This is a genomic window from Streptomyces californicus, from assembly GCF_000717645.1.
Lineage (GTDB): Bacteria > Actinomycetota > Actinomycetes > Streptomycetales > Streptomycetaceae > Streptomyces > Streptomyces californicus.
Genome location: NZ_JNZZ01000011.1, coordinates 150,906 through 166,265, shown reverse-complemented (window position 1 = coordinate 166,265; position 15,360 = coordinate 150,906). Strand labels below are relative to the sequence as shown.

General features: G+C 71.8%; 19 protein-coding genes. 9 read left to right on the top strand and 10 right to left on the bottom strand.

All coding sequences use genetic code 11. The features are described 5' to 3' along the window. Nucleotides 1–145: 145 nt before the first annotated feature. A complete protein-coding gene (locus IF19_RS0116530; protein ID WP_030119008.1) occupies nucleotides 146–1,228 on the bottom strand; it encodes a C40 family peptidase in 1,083 nt (360 codons plus the stop codon). A 439-nt stretch (nucleotides 1,229–1,667) separates the two neighbouring features. Continuing rightward, nucleotides 1,668–2,453: a class I SAM-dependent methyltransferase gene (locus IF19_RS0116525; protein WP_030119007.1), complete on the bottom strand. Its 786-nt coding sequence runs from the start codon at nucleotides 2,451–2,453 to the stop codon at nucleotides 1,668–1,670. Nucleotides 2,454–2,809: 356 nt separating this feature from the next. Here IF19_RS0116525 and mshA point away from each other — a divergent pair, with 356 nt between their 5' ends. The 3 genes from mshA to IF19_RS0116510 all read left to right on the top strand — a co-directional run bounded on the left by mshA (nucleotide 2,810) and on the right by IF19_RS0116510 (nucleotide 5,971). Continuing rightward, on the top strand, nucleotides 2,810–4,162 hold the full coding sequence (mshA, locus tag IF19_RS0116520; protein ID WP_030120684.1) for a D-inositol-3-phosphate glycosyltransferase: 1,353 nt from the start codon (nucleotides 2,810–2,812) through the stop codon (nucleotides 4,160–4,162). A gap of 158 nt (nucleotides 4,163–4,320) precedes the next feature. Next, on the top strand, nucleotides 4,321–4,833 hold the full coding sequence (locus IF19_RS0116515; RefSeq protein WP_030119004.1) for a type III secretion system chaperone family protein: 513 nt from the start codon (nucleotides 4,321–4,323) through the stop codon (nucleotides 4,831–4,833). A 322-nt stretch (nucleotides 4,834–5,155) separates the two neighbouring features. Next, nucleotides 5,156–5,971: a hypothetical protein gene (locus tag IF19_RS0116510; RefSeq protein WP_030119003.1), complete on the top strand. Its 816-nt coding sequence runs from the start codon at nucleotides 5,156–5,158 to the stop codon at nucleotides 5,969–5,971. A 145-nt stretch (nucleotides 5,972–6,116) separates the two neighbouring features. Here the strand turns inward: IF19_RS0116510 and IF19_RS0116505 are convergent, their stop codons facing one another. The 4 genes from IF19_RS0116505 to IF19_RS0116490 form a co-directional block, all read right to left on the bottom strand. Next, a complete protein-coding gene (locus tag IF19_RS0116505; protein ID WP_030119002.1) occupies nucleotides 6,117–6,359 on the bottom strand; it encodes a hypothetical protein in 243 nt (80 codons plus the stop codon). Beyond that, nucleotides 6,356–6,604, bottom strand: a complete 249-nt coding sequence (locus tag IF19_RS0116500) for a hypothetical protein (protein WP_030119001.1) — start codon at nucleotides 6,602–6,604, stop codon at nucleotides 6,356–6,358. The genes IF19_RS0116505 and IF19_RS0116500 overlap by 4 nt, the downstream gene beginning before the upstream one ends. A gap of 170 nt (nucleotides 6,605–6,774) precedes the next feature. Further along, a complete protein-coding gene (locus IF19_RS0116495) occupies nucleotides 6,775–7,176 on the bottom strand; it encodes a YunG family protein (protein WP_030119000.1) in 402 nt (133 codons plus the stop codon). Between the two features lie 73 nt (nucleotides 7,177–7,249). Next, entirely contained in the window at nucleotides 7,250–7,531 is a 282-nt protein-coding gene (locus tag IF19_RS0116490) for a hypothetical protein (RefSeq protein ID WP_063751588.1), read from the bottom strand. A 173-nt stretch (nucleotides 7,532–7,704) separates the two neighbouring features. Here IF19_RS0116490 and IF19_RS0116485 point away from each other — a divergent pair, with 173 nt between their 5' ends. Continuing rightward, nucleotides 7,705–8,436: a class I SAM-dependent DNA methyltransferase gene (locus IF19_RS0116485; protein ID WP_030118998.1), complete on the top strand. Its 732-nt coding sequence runs from the start codon at nucleotides 7,705–7,707 to the stop codon at nucleotides 8,434–8,436. 183 nt (nucleotides 8,437–8,619) lie between these two features. Here the strand turns inward: IF19_RS0116485 and IF19_RS0116480 are convergent, their stop codons facing one another. The 3 genes from IF19_RS0116480 to IF19_RS0116470 all read right to left on the bottom strand — a co-directional run bounded on the left by IF19_RS0116480 (nucleotide 8,620) and on the right by IF19_RS0116470 (nucleotide 10,227). Beyond that, nucleotides 8,620–8,976 (bottom strand): hypothetical protein, encoded by a 357-nt coding sequence (locus tag IF19_RS0116480; protein ID WP_030118997.1) that lies wholly within the window; start codon nucleotides 8,974–8,976, stop codon nucleotides 8,620–8,622. Then, complete coding sequence (locus IF19_RS0116475; protein WP_030118996.1) at nucleotides 8,973–9,464, bottom strand: hypothetical protein; 492 nt, start codon at nucleotides 9,462–9,464, stop codon at nucleotides 8,973–8,975. Before IF19_RS0116475 ends, IF19_RS0116480 begins: the two co-directional genes overlap by 4 nt. 283 nt (nucleotides 9,465–9,747) lie before the next feature. Continuing rightward, entirely contained in the window at nucleotides 9,748–10,227 is a 480-nt protein-coding gene (locus tag IF19_RS0116470) for an ArsI/CadI family heavy metal resistance metalloenzyme (RefSeq protein WP_030118995.1), read from the bottom strand. 89 nt (nucleotides 10,228–10,316) lie between these two features. Between IF19_RS0116470 and IF19_RS0116465 the strand changes: the two genes are divergently transcribed. The 4 genes from IF19_RS0116465 to IF19_RS0116450 are packed head-to-tail and all read left to right on the top strand — an operon-like array spanning nucleotide 10,317 to nucleotide 12,748. Next, the gene (locus IF19_RS0116465; protein WP_030277804.1) at nucleotides 10,317–10,721 is read left to right on the top strand and encodes an ArsR/SmtB family transcription factor; all 405 of its coding nucleotides are present in this window, start codon (nucleotides 10,317–10,319) and stop codon (nucleotides 10,719–10,721) included. Beyond that, complete coding sequence (arsB, locus tag IF19_RS0116460) at nucleotides 10,718–11,821, top strand: ACR3 family arsenite efflux transporter (RefSeq protein WP_030277805.1); 1,104 nt, start codon at nucleotides 10,718–10,720, stop codon at nucleotides 11,819–11,821. The genes IF19_RS0116465 and arsB overlap by 4 nt, the downstream gene beginning before the upstream one ends. After that, complete coding sequence (locus tag IF19_RS0116455) at nucleotides 11,814–12,236, top strand: arsenate reductase ArsC (RefSeq protein WP_030118992.1); 423 nt, start codon at nucleotides 11,814–11,816, stop codon at nucleotides 12,234–12,236. Before arsB ends, IF19_RS0116455 begins: the two co-directional genes overlap by 8 nt. After that, nucleotides 12,233–12,748 carry a GNAT family N-acetyltransferase gene (locus IF19_RS0116450; RefSeq protein ID WP_030118991.1) on the top strand — a complete coding sequence of 172 codons (516 nt, stop codon included), beginning with the start codon at nucleotides 12,233–12,235 and terminating at the stop codon, nucleotides 12,746–12,748. Before IF19_RS0116455 ends, IF19_RS0116450 begins: the two co-directional genes overlap by 4 nt. 144 nt (nucleotides 12,749–12,892) lie before the next feature. Here IF19_RS0116450 and IF19_RS0116445 read toward each other — a convergent pair whose 3' ends face one another. Further along, a complete protein-coding gene (locus IF19_RS0116445; RefSeq protein WP_030120681.1) occupies nucleotides 12,893–13,654 on the bottom strand; it encodes a phosphoglyceromutase in 762 nt (253 codons plus the stop codon). 314 nt (nucleotides 13,655–13,968) lie between these two features. Here IF19_RS0116445 and IF19_RS0116440 point away from each other — a divergent pair, with 314 nt between their 5' ends. Further along, entirely contained in the window at nucleotides 13,969–15,321 is a 1,353-nt protein-coding gene (locus IF19_RS0116440; protein WP_030118988.1) for an MDR family MFS transporter, read from the top strand. The last annotated feature ends 39 nt before the right edge of the window (nucleotides 15,322–15,360 follow it).

The following is a 15,360-nucleotide window of genomic DNA, read 5'->3' as shown; positions in this document are numbered from 1 at the left end:
CGTCGCGGGGTGATCGCCGTGCAGTCGCGGCGTGATCGCCGGGCCGCCGTGGGGCGCCCGCCTGGCCGCCGGGGGCGGTCGCCCACCGACCGCCGTACAGCCGCCCGGCGGCTACGGGAAGCGAGGCCGGCAGCCCCCGCCGCCGCTACTTGTCCGGGCGGACCACGCCGAGGATCTTCATCGAGCCAGCGCCCGCCAGGGTGACGTTGCGGCCGGGGCGCGGTGCGTGGACGATCGCGCCGTCGCCCACGTACATCCCGACGTGGCTGGCGTCGGCGTGGTAGATGATCAGGTCGCCGGGGCGCATGTCCTTGATGTCGATGCGCGGCAGCAGCCGCCACTGCTCCTGCGAGGTGCGCGGGATCGGACGCTTCGCCGCGAGCCACGCCTGCGAGGTCAGCCCGGAGCAGTCGTACGAGCGGGGACCCTCGGCCCCCCAGACGTACGGCTTGCCGATCTGGGCCGTCGCGAAGGCCACCGCGGCCGCACCGGCCGCGCTCGCCTCACCGCTGACGTCCTTGATCGCGCCGGAGGAGAGCCAGGCCGTCTGCGCCTTGGCGGCGGCGTCCGCCTCCAGCTGACGGAGCCGGTCGCGCTCCTTGTCCTCCAGCTCCGATTCGAGCTTCTCCGCCGCCTTGATCTGGGCGTTGATCTTCTTCTTCGCCTTGGCCTGCTTGACCCGGTTCGCTTCCAGCTTCTCCCAGTTGGCGCTGGCGTCCTGGGTGTACGTCTCCAGGTCCTGCTGGGTCTGGTCCAGCTCGGCCAGCAGGGTCTTGGACGCCTGCTGGCTCTGGCGGACCTTGTTGATCCCGTCCAGGAAGAGCTTCGGGTTGTTGCTGAGGGCGAGCTGGGCCCCGGGCGGCAGACCGCCGTTGCGGTACTGCTCACGGGCCTGGGCGCCGGCCCGGTCCTTCAGCTCGGCGATCCGCGCCTGGCCGTCGACGATGGCCTTGGCCAGCCGCACGATCTCGCCGGACTGCTTCTTCGTCTGCTCCTCGGCGAGGTTGTACGCGTCCGTCGCCGCGCCCGCCTTCCGGTACAGCGTCTCGATCTGTTCGCGGACCTTCTCCAACTCCGCGTTGCTGTAGCGGGGCGGCGACGCGGCCGGAGCCGAGGCGGAGGGCGAGGGGTCCGGAACCGGGGCGGCCGCGGCCTGACCGGTGGACGTCAGCATGGCCAGCGCACAGACCAGCGTGATGGCGGCAGTGGCGCAGTGGCGTCGGTTCACGAACTCCCCCTCCGGGTTGGCACTCCGGGCCCGCCTTCGGGTGAAGGCGGCAGAAACCATGTAAGCGGTGCAGATCATCCAACCGATGCAAGGAACGCAAAGGATGGACAATCGGTCGAATATGAGATGAATGCGAGAAAAGCAATAGACTTCGGGTAACGCATTTCTGACTTACCGTCAGTAACTTTTCCACGACGTCGCGATCGTGCCATGTCGTCCCGCAAAGCAACAGAGGCCGACCGTTACTGGCGCGTCAGCTACCGCCCCCACAGGGCTGTTTCATCACGATTCCCCCCGATGCGCGACGCTCCGGTGCGCGCCGCCCCACTCGTCCCCGTCCGCGGAAAGCCCCGTTCTGGGCCTGCCCCCTTTCACAGGGACGAACGATGCCCGTGGGGCGTTCCCGGAACGGAGAAGTTCCCCTCGTGCGGGCGACAGCTCAGCGTTCGCCCGGCCGCAGGGCGTCCCAGGCCACCGTGACCTCGCCCTGCCGCCACCGCCGTACCCCGTCCGTCACCGGCCAGTCGGACGCCAGCGCCCGCACCGCCGCGATCCAGCGCTGCCGCGCGCCGAGGGAGGCGTACGGGGAGGCCGCCGCCCAGGACCGGTCGAAGTCCCGCAGGAACGCGTGGACCGGCTCGCCCGGCACATTGCGGTGGATCAGCGCCTTCGGCAGCCGTTCCGCCAGGTCGGACGGGCGTTCCAGTGAACCGAGCCGGGTCGCGAAGGTGACCGTGCGCGGTCCCTCGGGCCCCAGCGCCACCCACACGTGCCGCCGCCCGATCTCGTCGCAGGTCCCCTCCACCAGCAGCCCGTCCGGGGCGAGGCGGGAGCACAGCCGCGCCCAGACCTCGGCGACCTGCTCCTCGTCGTACTGCCGCAGCACATTGGCCGCCCGGATCAGCAGCGGCCGGACGTCCAGCGGGATCTCGAAACCGCCGTGGACGAAGGTGAGCCCCTCGCGCTCGTACGGGAGGGCGGCGGCGACCCGCTCGGGATCGATCTCGATCCCGGCCACCCGGGTGCGCGGCTCGGCGGTACGCAGCCGGCCCAGCAGCTCCACGGCGGTCCAGGGGGCCGCCCCGTACCCGAGATCGACGGCCACCGGCGTTCCGGCGCGGCGCAGGGCGGGGCCGTGGGCGTCGGCGATCCAGCGGTCCATGCGGCGCAGCCGGTTCGGGTTGGTGGTCCCGCGGGTGGCGGTACCGATGGGGCGCTGGCGCATGGGTCGAGCGTATGCGACAGGGCGGCGGGGGCCTCGGGGCGTCCGGAGGCCCCCGCGCTGCTCCGGGGACTCGGGGCGGCCGGACGCCCCCTGCGCTGCTCCGGGTGACATCTCCGCTTCCGCCCGGCCCGGGGCCCACCGGCCGCCACCGCCCGACCCCGCCCGGCCGGCCGGGGTCACCGGCCGCTTCCGCCAGGCCCGCCCCCACCGCCCCCACCGGGCACCGCCCCGCCCCGCACGTAATGATTTGGCAAAGCGGAAATGAAAGGCGGCATTCCACTGTTCCCGCCCTCGGAGGACTGCCCGTCCTCCACCGCAGCCTGCCCAGCCCACCCCGATCGAGGAGGACCGACGAGGTGAGCCAGTACGTCTCCCGGCTCGGCTCCACCCGGACGGCCGCGCGCCTCAGGTTCCCCGGAGGCTTCTCCGGGGCCTCCCGCAAGCCGCGCCGCATCGCGATGCTCTCCGTGCACACGTCCCCCCTCCACCAGCCCGGCACGGGCGACGCGGGCGGGATGAACGTCTACATCGTCGAGCTGGCCAGACGCCTCGCCGCGATCGACATCGAGGTCGAGATATTCACCCGGGCCACCACCGGCTCGCTGGCCCCGGCGGTCGAGCTGGCCCCCGGCGTCCTGGTCCGGCACGTGGACGCGGGCCCGTACGAAGGTCTCGCCAAGGAGGACCTGCCCGCCCAGCTCTGCGCCTTCACGCACGGCGTGATGCAGGCGTGGGCCGGACAGCGCCCCGGCTACTACGACCTCGTCCACTCCCACTACTGGCTCTCCGGCCAGGTCGGCTGGCTGGCCGCCCAGCGCTGGGGCGTCCCCCTCGTCCACGCCATGCACACCATGGCCAAGGTCAAGAACGCCTCCCTGGCGAAGGGCGACACCCCCGAGCCGCCCGCCCGGGTCATCGGGGAGACCCAGATCGTCAACGCCTCCGACCGGCTGATCGCCAACACCGCCGAGGAGGCCGACGAACTCGTCCGCTTCTACGACGCCGACCCCGCCGCCGTCGCCGTCGTCCACCCCGGCGTCAACCTGGACCGCTTCCGCCCCGCCGACGGCCGCGCCGCCGCACGGGCCCGGCTCGGCCTGCCGCAGGACGCGCTCGTTCCGCTCTTCGCCGGCCGCATCCAGCCGCTGAAGGCGCCCGACGTGCTGCTGCGCGCGGTGGCCGTGCTGCTGGACCGGGACCCCTCTCTGCGCTCCCGCATCGTCGTGCCGGTGGTCGGCGGCCCGAGCGGCAGCGGGCTCGCGAAGCCCGAGGGGCTGCAGAAGCTGGCCGCCCGCCTCGGTATCGCCGACGTCGTACGGTTCCACCCGCCGGTGGGGCAGGACCGGCTGGCGGACTGGTTCCGGGCCGCGTCGGTGCTGGTCATGCCCTCGTACAGCGAATCCTTCGGACTGGTCGCCATAGAGGCCCAGGCGGCCGGGACCCCGGTCGTCGCCGCCTCCGTGGGCGGGTTGCCGGTGGCGGTGCGCGACGGGGTCAGCGGCTTCCTGGTGCAGGGGCACGAGCCGGAGGCGTACGCCCGCGCGCTCGGGCGGTTCGCGGACGCGCCGGAGCTGGTCGGGCGGATGGGGGCGGCTGCGGCGGCGCACGCCCAGTCGTTCGGCTGGGACACGGCCGCGTCGGCCACCGCCGACGTGTACACGGCCGCGCTCTGCGACCACCGCCGCCGGGCCCGTACCCACCACGGCTGAGCCCGCCCGCCGCGCCGACAGCCCGCCACGGCTGAGCCCCCAGGCCGCCGAGGAGCGAGAACCGTGAGCCGCCCGCCGGGAACTCGCGAGCCGCCCGCCGGGAGCCCCCGGCCTGAGGCCCCCGGGCCGCCCGCCGCGCACTGTCGTAGGCTCGCAGCATGGCTGACGTACCGGACGAGACCGCAGCGGCCCAGGTCATCGAGGCGACGCTGAACGACGCCGGGCTCGCATGGGAGAGCCCGGGGAGCGGCAACTACGTCGTGACGCTGCCCGGCACCCGCAAGCTGTCGACGACCTGCTCGCTGATCGTCGGCAAGCACTCCCTCTCCCTCAACGCCTTCGTCGTGCGGCACCCCGACGAGAACGACGCCGCGGTCCACCGCTGGCTGCTGGAGCGTAACCTCCGCCTCTTCGGGGTGAGTTACGCGATCGATTCGCTCGGCGATGTCTACCTGGTCGGCAAGCTGCCGCTCTCGGTGGTCACCCCCGAGGAGCTGGACCGGCTGTTCGGCGTGGTGCTCGAAGCGGCGGACGGGGCGTTCAACACCCTGCTGGAGCTGGGGTTCGCCAGCTCGATCCGCAAGGAGTACGCGTGGCGGGTGGCGCGCGGCGAGTCCACCCGGAACCTGGACGCGTTCAGCCACCTGACCCGGCGCCCGTCCGAGGACTGACCTCCCCCCGCGCGGCCCCGCGTCGGCGGTCCGAACGGACACGGTGGGGAGGCTGCCCGGTCGGACACAGTGGGGAAGCCCTTGCCCACGACGGCGATGAGCGCAACGACCGGGCAGGGCCGAAAGGTTGTACCCCCGCCCCGCACAGCGCGTTCACAAGATGATCACAGCGGAATCACGATCCCGGGAGGGGCGCTCCGAACCCGTCATCGCTCACAGGTTCGATCGTAGAGTGTGGGGCACTGCGACGGCCCGTCCAGACGGCGTCGAAGTGCCGCGCGGCAAAGGGGCGATCGCACCCCGAACCGGAGAGATGACACCCATGCGCGCCACTGCCGTACGCCGTACCGCTCTCGCCGCCTCCGCGGCCGCCCTCACCCTGCTCGCCACGGCCTGTGGCGGCGCGTCGGACGCCGACGGCAAGGACGGGAAGAAGGACGACAAGGCCGCGGCGGCCGGATCCTCCTCGGCCCCGGAGACTCCGGCCAAGACGCTCAGCGCGGACGAGGTGGAGAAGGCCGCCCTCGCCCAGGGCGACGTCGAGGGCACCAAGATCACCAAGGCGGGCGCGGCCGACGAGGTCCCGGCGGACGGCGTCAAGGTCGACAAGAAGGAGTGCCTGCCGGTCGCCCACGCCATGTACGGCGTGGCGCAGGAGGGTTCGGCCGCGAGCGCGAAGCGCAAGGTGATCGACGAGCCGAAGACCGACGGCAAGAAGAAGTCGCTGGAGGACCTGGCGGAGGGCGATGCCGAGGACGCGTTCAAGGACGCCTTCAACCTGACGTCCACGTTCGTCGCGCTGCACTCCTACGAGGGGACGGCGGGCGCCGACACGTTCTCGGCGCTGAAGAAGGCGGCGGCGGACTGCGCGGGCGGCTTCACCGCCACGGTCGCCGGTACGCCGACCAAGATCGCCTCGGTCGCCGAGGAGAAGGTCACCGGCGGCGAGGAGTCCGCGGCGTGGACCGTCACCTCCGAGGACGACGGCGACAAGGCCCCGTTCAAGCTGGTGGCACTGCGCAAGGGGAGTTCGGTCGCGACGTTCTTCGCCTTCAACCTGGCGGCGGCCGGCGACGCCGGTGTGAAGTTCGAGGTGCCGGCGGAGGTCGTGGCGGCCCAGGACAAGAAGCTCGGCTGACGGCACCGCGGAGGAACGCGCGCCCCCGGCCCAGAGGTTGGGGCCAGGGGCGCGCGGCGTCGGCGGGGTTCGGCCGGCCGGTGAGGGCGGACGGGACCGCGCGGCAGGCCGTCGGTACGGGTGTGCCAGGTCCTTCCGGCCGGTCTCAGGGCAGCGGCACGAGCCGGACCACGGTGACGGTGAGGACGGACCGGGAGACGTAGTAGAGGACGATGGCCCCGGCGACGGTCGCCTCGCGCCGGTCCCGCTCGCGCTTGACGGCGGAGGAGGCGTGGCCGTACGGCTCCGCGCCGAGCGTACGGGCCATCGCGTCCCGGAACGTCTCGCCGTCGCGCATCTTGGCCAGGGTGTCGTCGGCGGGCGGTGCGTAGGAGATACGGAAGCTCAAGCGACGCTCCGCCTCTCGGCCTCGTCCCGCGCCAGCCGGGCCAGGATCTTCTCGGCCTCGGGATCGGGGACGGCCTCCAGCATCCAGTGCCGCATCACGGCGTGGATCTCGTGCACACCGGCCTTGTTGATCGCGAGATCGAACTCCTCGCGTCTCTCGTCGGGCAGCGCGGCACGGATGTCCGGGATGCTGTTCGGCACCTCCACCTCGGTGCCGCCGACGAAGGTCCTCAGAGACTCACTCATGATCGCTCTCCCCGTTCTCCTTGCCCTGGAAGGTGGTCCGCCGGCCGCGTGCCCAAAGGCGCCGACGGGCCGCCGCGCGCGACGGGGCGGCGCGACGGCACGCACTCACCGTAGTGCGTACGAGGGCCACTTCGGCCGGTCCGGCCGGGCACGGAACGGCCACGGATCAGCTACGGCGCGACCGCCCCCGCACCGAGCCGCCCCATGACGCGATCGCGCAGGAGCAGGTACTCCTCCTGGAGCCGCGACCACTCGGTGACCGGCGGCCGGACGATGACGTCACCGCCGACGACGGACTCCTCGGGCCCGAACTGCTCCCGGGTCAGGTCGACTTCCACCCCCGCACCGAGCCGGTTCCACCAGTGGAAGTCGGTCCGGACGCCGTCGACGTGGACCTCGCCCCGGACCAACTCCCCGCCGAGCAGGTCGTTCAGCACCATGGCGGTGACCCCGCACTGGTCGCGCGCGGGATTGTCCGGAGTCCAGCGGTCGCGGTACTCCGGGGTGCAGGTCTCGGCGCTCCAACTGCTGCGCACGGCCTGCTCGATGTCGGTGAGGAGGTAGACGGTCATGCGGCCGATCGTGCCAGGGGGCACTGACATCGATGCCGGTACACGGGCTCCGGCGGCCCTATCAGCGGTCGTATCAGCGGTCGGCGTCCGCGGCGGCCTTCGCGTCTGCGGCGTTCCTGGCGCCCTCGGCGTCCTTGGCGTCCGCGCCGTCCGCAGCGGCCTGGGTGGCCGCGCGCAGGTCACGCCGCCGCCTGACCAGCAGAAGTACGAGGTTCACCGCGGCACCGCCCGCCCAGACGCACGCCAACACGCGCGCGTACGGGGCGGTTCCCGAACTCGCCGCCGTCCAGACCGCCGCGATGATCATGACGGCGAGGGTCGCCGGCGTACCGAGGTACGACTGCTTCTCGCTCACCGCCGCTCCCTCTCGCTCCGCCGACTCTGCCGTCCACGCCCATGATCACACGAGCCCTGGAACTGGCAGCGGGGAGAGCCGGGACCGTGGGTGCGGCGGAGAGCGCGGGCGAGGGAGCGCCTCCCGGGAAATCGCGTCGACAGGGCAGAGTGCGCGCGGCAGAGTGGTCGCCCGTGACGAGCAGCGAACTGTGGACCCGAGAGACCGCCGACCGCTACGACGCCGAGGAGGCCGAGAACTCCTCGCCCGCCGCCCTCGACTTCCTCGCCCGGCTCGCCGGGAACGGCCGGGCCCTGGAGTTCGCCATCGGCACCGGCCGCGTGGGCGTGCCGCTCCGGGAGCGCGGCGTTCTGGTGACGGGCATCGAACTGTCCGAGCCGATGGCGGACGTGCTCCGCACCAAGGCCGACGAGGAGACCCTCCCGGTGGTGATCGGGGACATGGCCACCACGGTCGTCCCCGGCTCCTTCACCCTCGTCTACCTCGTCTACAACACCATCTCCAACCTGCTCACGCAGGACGAGCAGGTCGCGTGCTTCGAGAACGCGGCCCGCCACCTCGCCCCCGGCGGCCGGTTCGTCATCGAGCTGGTCGTGCCCCCGCTGCGCTTCCTGCCGCCCGGCCAGGTCGCGGTGCCGTTCGACGTATCGGACCGGCACCTGGGGTTCGACACCTTCGAGCTGGTCCAACAGCACCTGGTGTCCCACCACTTCACCCGCGACGGCGAGGACGGCCGCTACCGCCGAGGCGCCTCCCGCCACCGGTACGCCTGGCCGGCGGAGCTCGACCTGATGGCCCGCATCGCCGGCCTCGAACAGGAACAACGCGTGGCGGACTGGGACGGCTCCCCGTTCACCGACGACTCCCCCCGACACATCTCGGTCTGGCGCAAGCCGGTGGGGTGAGCCGCCGGGCTGAGCCGGCGGGAGTGACACGGCGGATGACTGTTCGTCGACCCGCCGGTGCTCTTGCTGCCGACCGGCGAAGGCGGAGGGCCCGGACGCGGCACGGGCATGCCCCGTTGACGGCTGGCATGGCGTGGTCAAGCGGTCCCCACGGAACGGTGGGGCCCGCTTCACCATGCGGGATCACCGGTCAGTCTGCCGAGGATGCCCAGTGCCCGCTTGCGTTACCCAACAGGTCTGCCGGTTCTCGTCGTGCAGATACCAGATGCGCCCGCCCCCGGACACTTCGATCTGCCACTGAGGGAATGTCTCGCCGCCCCGAACTCCCTCGGCCAGAGCGAACTTGAGCCGGTGATGCCGGTCCGTTTCGACAGCCGGTGACGGCGTCTTCCTCATCAGATGCCAGGCAGTGTTCGTGTTGGCCGGTATCTGTTGCATCAACTGCCGCCAGCCGACGGCCGCCTGCCGGTTGGCGAACTTGATGTGGTACTCGCCCTTGGCCGGAGGGGGCGGGACGTCGTCGTTCTTGCCTAAGCTCACTCGTCCTCCGACGGCGGCACGGGTACGTCTCCGAAGTCGCCGTCGCCGTGGTCCTGGGTGAGGGTGGCGTGCAGCTCGGGGTCGGCGTAGATCTCTGCCGTGTGCTTCCAGGCGGCTATCACTGTGGTGATCGGAGCCAGGCTGCCGAGAGAGGTGCTGGCCCGAGCCGTTTCGACGAACTCCAGCAGGAACTCCTGGACGGCCTTTCGCGGAAGGAAGCGGACCCAGGGGAACGCCTCGGGAAACGCGCGGGTCAGCAGTTCAACGGCTGCGGGGCTCTCCCTCAGGAGGGCGACGAACATGCGGGTGGTGGAGTCGACGACCTGAACGGCCTGCTCGGCTCGCGCGGCGGTGGTGAGGTACAGGTCCTCTTCGTCGCGGCGGTGGAGCAAGAGGCCGCGACGGGCGTTGACCTGCATGCGGGCGACGGTGTCCTTGGGCTTTTGGATGAGCTCCGAGAAGTTCGCTTCGGCAGGCATGGTCGTCATAACTTGGAAGGTACTTCAAAAGTCTGCCCTCGTCCACAGGAGCCTGCGGGGCGCTCCGGTCGGCGGCGGGCGTGCACCCTGCTGACCTGCGTCAATGGAGGCTGCCGCTGTCGACGGAAAGCTCGTGCCCGTGCAGACGTCGGAAACCGGGCCGGGAATGTCAGTACGACCGTGCAGATGCCGGAAAGCGGGCCGCGAGCGCCGGCGCGGCTATGCAGATGTCGGAAGCCGGGGCCGTGAGTGCCTCCCCGTGCGGGCGGTGCACCGCGTACCTCTGCCCGGGTCAGCCGCAACCGCACGAACCCCCGGGCGCGGGGGCCTCGTTCGCCGGCGTCTCCGTGGCGCAGCAGCCGGCCTCGGCGTCGCCCTCGGTGCGGGCGCTCTTGCCGAGGGTGTCCGCGTCGGCCTTGACCACGTAGACCTCCCAGGGCTCCTGGCCGGGCCCGCGGACCCAGACCTTGTCCTGGAGGGCGTAGCAGCAGGACGTGTCGTTCTCCTCGAACGTGGCCAGCCCGGCGTCCTTGAGGCGGCCGGCGGCCGCCGCGACCTGGTCGGTGGACTCGACCTCGACGCCGAGGTGGTCGAGACGGGTCTCCTCTCCCGGCTCGCCCTCGATGAGGACGAGCTTGAGCGGGGGCTCGGTGAGGGCGAAGTTGGCGTACCCCTCGCGGCGCTTGGCCGGTTCGGCGCCGAACAGCTTCGTGTAGAAGGCGACGGATGCTTCGAGGTCGCTGACGCGCAGGGCGAGCTGAGCACGGGACATGGTGGTTCTCCCCTTCGCCGGAATCGGCTTGAATCGACGTTCTTCGATGCAAGATTGCGCGCTGTTTCGAAGGGTGTCAACATAGAAGAATGTCGAAACAAGAGCTTGCGGTGGTGGGGCGGTCCGAGGCGGCCGGGGCGTGCTGCCCGGGTCTGCTGACCGCCCCCCTGGGCGAGGAACAGGCCGAAGAGCTGGCGAAGGTGTTCAAGGCGCTCGGCGATCCGGTGCGCCTGCGGCTGCTGTCCATGATCGCGTCGCGGGCGGGCGGCGAGGTCTGCGTCTGCGATCTCACCCCGGCGTTCGATCTGTCGCAGCCGACGATCTCGCACCACCTCAAGCTGCTGCGGCAGGCCGGCCTGATCGACTGCGAGCGGCGCGGCACCTGGGTCTACTACTGGCTGCTGCCGGAGACGACCGACCGCCTGGCGGGCGTCCTGACCCGCCCCGGCGGCACCGCTACGGCCGGTTCCCCGGCGACGGGCGACGCCTCGTGAGCGCCGGCGCGCCGGAACAGGGCGTGGCCGGGAGGCTGTCGTTCCTGGACCGCTACCTGGCCGTGTGGATTCTCGCCGCGATGGCCGCCGGCCTCGGCCTCGGCCGCCTGGTGCCGGGGCTCGGGGACGCGCTGGCCACGGTGACCGTGAGCGGGGTGTCCCTGCCGATCGCACTCGGCCTGCTCGTGATGATGTACCCGGTCCTGGCCAAGGTCCGCTACGACCGGCTCGACACCGTGACCCGCGACCGGCGCCTGCTGCTGCCGTCGCTGCTGCTGAACTGGGTGCTCGGACCGGCCCTCATGTTCGCGCTGGCCTGGATGTTCCTGCCCGACCTGCCCGAGTACCGCACCGGTCTGATCATCGTCGGCCTGGCCCGCTGTATCGCCATGGTCATCATCTGGAACGACCTGGCATGCGGTCACCGCGAGGCGGCGGCCGTCCTGGTCGCGCTCAACTCGGTGTTCCAGGTCATCGCGTTCTCCGCGCTCGGCTGGTTCTACCTCCAGGTGCTCCCGGGTTGGCTCGGCCTGGAGCAGACGGGTCTGGACGTCTCCGTGTGGGAGATCGCCCGCAGCGTCCTCATCTTCCTCGGCATCCCTCTCGCGGCCGGCTACCTGACCCGCCGCATCGGGGAGAGGGCCAAGGGGCGCACCTGGTACGAGACGCGCCTGATCCCGCGTATCGGCCCGTTCGCCCTGTACGGACTGCTGTTCACGATCGTCGTGCTCTTCGCGCTCCAGGGCGGCGCGATCACCTCGCAGCCGTTCGACGTGGCCCGCATCGCGCTGCCGCTGCTGGTCTACTTCGTGGTGATGTGGGCCGGATCGATGCTCCTGGGCAAGGCCGTCGGCCTCGACCACCCCCGTACCACCACGCTCGCCTTCACAGCGGCGGGCAACAACTTCGAACTCGCCATCGCGGTCGCGATCGCCGCCTTCGGCGCCACCTCGGGCCAGGCGCTGGCCGGTGTCGTCGGTCCGCTCATCGAAGTGCCCGTACTGATCGGCCTGGTCCACGTGGCCCTGTACGCACGCCGCTACTTCACCCCCGCCGCCCCCACGAACCCCGCACCGCAGGAGGAGCCCACCCGTGCCTGACACTCCGCAGCGCCCGTCGGTGCTGTTCGTCTGCGTCCACAACGCCGGGCGTTCGCAGATGGCCGCCGCCCTCCTCACCCACCTCGCCGGTGACCGCGTTCACGTCCGGTCCGCCGGGTCCGCACCGGCGGACACGGTCAACCCGGCCGTCGTCGAGGCGCTCGCCGAGGTCGGCATCGACATCGCGGCCGAGGTGCCCAAGGTCCTCACGGCGGACGCCGTCCGCGCCTCCGACGTCGTCATCACCATGGGCTGCGGGGACGCGTGCCCCGTCTTCCCCGGCAAGCGCTACCTGGACTGGCGGCTTCCGGACCCGGCCGGCCGGGGCGTCGCCGCCGTGCGCCCCATCCGGGACGAGATCGAACGACGCGTCCGCGCCCTGATCGACGCCATCGCCCCGCAGCCCGACGCATGACCGGCGCCCCGGCGGCGCGCGTCGAGCCGATGCGCGCCGTGCACGCCGAGGGAGTCCTCACGGTCTACGGCCTCGGCATCGACGAGGGGAACGCCACCTTCGAGACCGCCGCCCCCGCCTGGCCGGTCTTCGACGCCGCCCGCCTGCCCGGACACCGGTACGTGGCCCTCGACCGCACCGGCACCGTGCTCGGCTGGACCGCCGCATCCGCGGTCTCCGACCGGTGCGCGTACGCGGGCGTGGTCGAGCACTCGGTGTACGTACACCCCGACGCCCGAGGCCGGGGCATCGCGCGGACCCTCCTGGAAGCCCTCATCGACTCGACCGAGGCGGCGGGCATCTGGACGATCCAGTCCGGAGTCTTCCCCGAGAACACCGCCGGCCTCGCCCTGCACCGCGGCCTCGGCTTCCGGGAGATCGGCCTCCGCGAACGCATCGGCCGCCATCGCGGGACCTGGCGGGACGTCGTCCTGATCGAACGGAGAAGCCGGACGGTCGGACGCGACGCGTGACGATCCGCGCGGCCTGAGCGCGAGCCGTGGGACGACCCGGACGGCAGAGGACCCCCGCCCCCGCCGCGACGGCCAGGTCCGGGCAACGGAAAAGCCCCCTCCCCGCACGCGTCAACGGCGGGAAGAGGGCTTCTTCGTACGGACCTACTTCTTCTTGCCCTGGTTCTTCACGGCCTCGATGGCGGCCTTCGCCGCATCCGGGTCGAGGTACGTGCCGCCCGGCTTGAGCGGCTTGAAGTCGGCGTCCAGCTCGTAGGAGAGCGGGATGCCGGTCGGGATGTTGAGGCCCGCGATGTCCTCGTCCGAGATGCCGTCCAGGTGCTTCACCAGGGCGCGGAGGCTGTTGCCGTGGGCGGCGACCAGGACCGTGCGGCCGGTGAGGAGGTCCGGGACGATGCTGTCGAACCAGTACGGGAGCATGCGGACGACGACGTCCTTGAGGCACTCCGTGTCCGGGCGCAGCTCCGGCGGGAGCGTCGCGTAGCGCGGGTCGTCGAACTGGCTGTACTCCGCGTCGCGGGCCAGCGGCGGCGGCGGGGTGTCGTACGAGCGGCGCCACAGCATGAACTGCTCCTCGCCGAACTCGGCGAGCGTCTGCGCCTTGTCCTTGCCCTGGAGCGCGCCGTAGTGGCGCTCGTTCAGGCGCCAGGAGCGGCGGACCGGGATCCACAGGCGGTCGGCGGACTCCAGGGCGAGCTGCGCGGTGCGGATCGCGCGGCGCTGGAGGGAGGTGTGCAGGACGTCCGGGAGCAGACCGGCGTCCTTGAGCAGCTCACCGCCCCGGACCGCTTCCTTCTCGCCCTTTTCGGTGAGGTTGACGTCCACCCAGCCGGTGAACAGGTTCTTCGCGTTCCATTCGCTCTCGCCGTGGCGGAGGAGGATCAGCTTGTACGGTGCGTCGGCCATGAGTCCGAGCGTAATCGAACCCGTGCGACCTCCGCGCGCCCGCCCGGAACGCGGACAGGGGCGGGTGTACGCGCCGGTCGGCGGGGGTCGGGCGGCGGACGATTGACGGTCGGCGTCAATCCGGTGGCGGCCGAGGAGCCGGGCTTCGTAATGTCTCGTACGTAGTCGGGGCCGTTACCCCGAGCCCCGTACCGCAGCAGGGTCCCGGGGCCCGACGCTCCGCCTCCGCAGGGCCGCAGAGACCTGCGAGGCCCGCTGTCGCGCAGTCACGCTTCGCCGCCCGTTCCGTCGTCCGTCCCGTGGGGGGAATCCGTATGTCCGTCGCCGGTCTGAGAGCAGCCGCCCGCGAGACCGTCTCCGGGATGCCCCGTGAGTTCTGGTGGCTGTGGACCAGCACCCTGATCAACAGGCTCGGGGCGTTCGTCGCGACGTTCATGGCCCTCTATCTGACCCTGGACCGCGGCTACTCCGCCTCGTACGCCGGGCTCGTCGCCGCCCTCCACGGGCTCGGCGGGGTCATCTCCTCGCTCGGCGCGGGAGTCATGACCGACCGGCTCGGGCGGCGGCCCACGATGCTGATCGCGCAGACGTCGACCGCCGTGTCGGTGGCGGTGCTCGGGTTCATGCAGCACCCGTTCGCCATCGCCGCCGTCGCGTTCTTCGTCGGGATGGCGAGCAACGCCTCCCGCCCCGCCGTCCAGGCGATGATGGCCGACATCGTGCCCGCCAAGGACCGGGTCCGCGCCTTCTCGCTCAACTACTGGGCCATCAACCTCGGTTTCGCGATCTCCTCCGCCGGGGCCGGGTTCATCGCCGAGTACAGCTACCTCGCCGGTTTCCTCGGCGAGGCCGCGATGACGCTCGTCTGCGCCGTCCTCGTCTTCGTGAAGGTGCCGGAGTCGCGGCCCGAGGAAGCGGTCGTGAAGTCCGTCGGCGGGAAGCGGCCCGAGGACGAGGTGCGGCTGACGACCGTCCTGCGCGACGGTCGGTTCATGGGCGTCGTCGGGCTCTCGTTCCTGGTGTCGCTGATCTTCATGCAGGGGTACGTGGCGCTGCCGGTGGCCATGGGCGCCGACGGGCTCTCCAGCTCCGACTTCGGTACCGCCATCGCCGTCAACGGCGTACTGATCGTGGTCCTCCAGATCCCCGTCACCCGCTTCATCCAGGACCGCGACCCGCGCCGGCTGCTGATCGTCTCCTCGCTGCTCGCCGGTTACGGCTTCGGGCTGACCGCCTTCGCCGGGTCGGTCGCCGTGTACGCCCTCACCGTCTGCGTCTGGACCCTCGCCGAGATCGTCAACGCGCCGACCCAGACCGGGATCGTCGTCCAGCTGTCGCCCGCCAAGGGCCGGGGCCGCTACCAGGGCATGTACACGATGTCCTGGTCGGTGGCCGCGCTCGTCGCCCCGCTGATGTCCGGCTTCGTGATCGACCACTACGGCGCCGCCTGGCTCTGGGGCGCCTGCGCCGTGATCGGCACCGTCGCCGGACTCGGCTACTGGCTGCTGATGCGCAACCTGCCGCGCGAGGAGCAGACCGCGGTGGACGTGCTGCCGGAGCCCGCGCCCGTACCGGCCGAGGCCCGGCCCGACCAGGCCGAGCCGGAGGCCGTGCCCGCGGCGGTGGTGGAGGCGGCGCGCGGGGCGGCGGCGGAGCGCACCCACTGACCCAGGTCCGGATCATCCGGGCCCGCTGACCGGACCAGG

Coding starts and splice junctions, on each gene's coding strand:
- IF19_RS0116525 (WP_030119007.1), bottom strand. CDS start 2,453: ATGCGCCAGCGCCCCATCGGTACCGCCACCCGCGGGACCACCAACCCG.
- IF19_RS0116515 (WP_030119004.1), top strand. CDS start 4,321: ATGGCTGACGTACCGGACGAGACCGCAGCGGCCCAGGTCATCGAGGCG.
- IF19_RS0116510 (WP_030119003.1), top strand. CDS start 5,156: ATGCGCGCCACTGCCGTACGCCGTACCGCTCTCGCCGCCTCCGCGGCC.
- IF19_RS0116500 (WP_030119001.1), bottom strand. CDS start 6,604: ATGAGTGAGTCTCTGAGGACCTTCGTCGGCGGCACCGAGGTGGAGGTG.
- IF19_RS0116495 (WP_030119000.1), bottom strand. CDS start 7,176: ATGACCGTCTACCTCCTCACCGACATCGAGCAGGCCGTGCGCAGCAGT.
- IF19_RS0116475 (WP_030118996.1), bottom strand. CDS start 9,464: ATGACGACCATGCCTGCCGAAGCGAACTTCTCGGAGCTCATCCAAAAG.
- IF19_RS0116470 (WP_030118995.1), bottom strand. CDS start 10,227: ATGTCCCGTGCTCAGCTCGCCCTGCGCGTCAGCGACCTCGAAGCATCC.
- IF19_RS0116465 (WP_030277804.1), top strand. CDS start 10,317: ATGTCGAAACAAGAGCTTGCGGTGGTGGGGCGGTCCGAGGCGGCCGGG.
- IF19_RS0116450 (WP_030118991.1), top strand. CDS start 12,233: ATGACCGGCGCCCCGGCGGCGCGCGTCGAGCCGATGCGCGCCGTGCAC.
- IF19_RS0116445 (WP_030120681.1), bottom strand. CDS start 13,654: ATGGCCGACGCACCGTACAAGCTGATCCTCCTCCGCCACGGCGAGAGC.
- IF19_RS0116440 (WP_030118988.1), top strand. CDS start 13,969: ATGTCCGTCGCCGGTCTGAGAGCAGCCGCCCGCGAGACCGTCTCCGGG.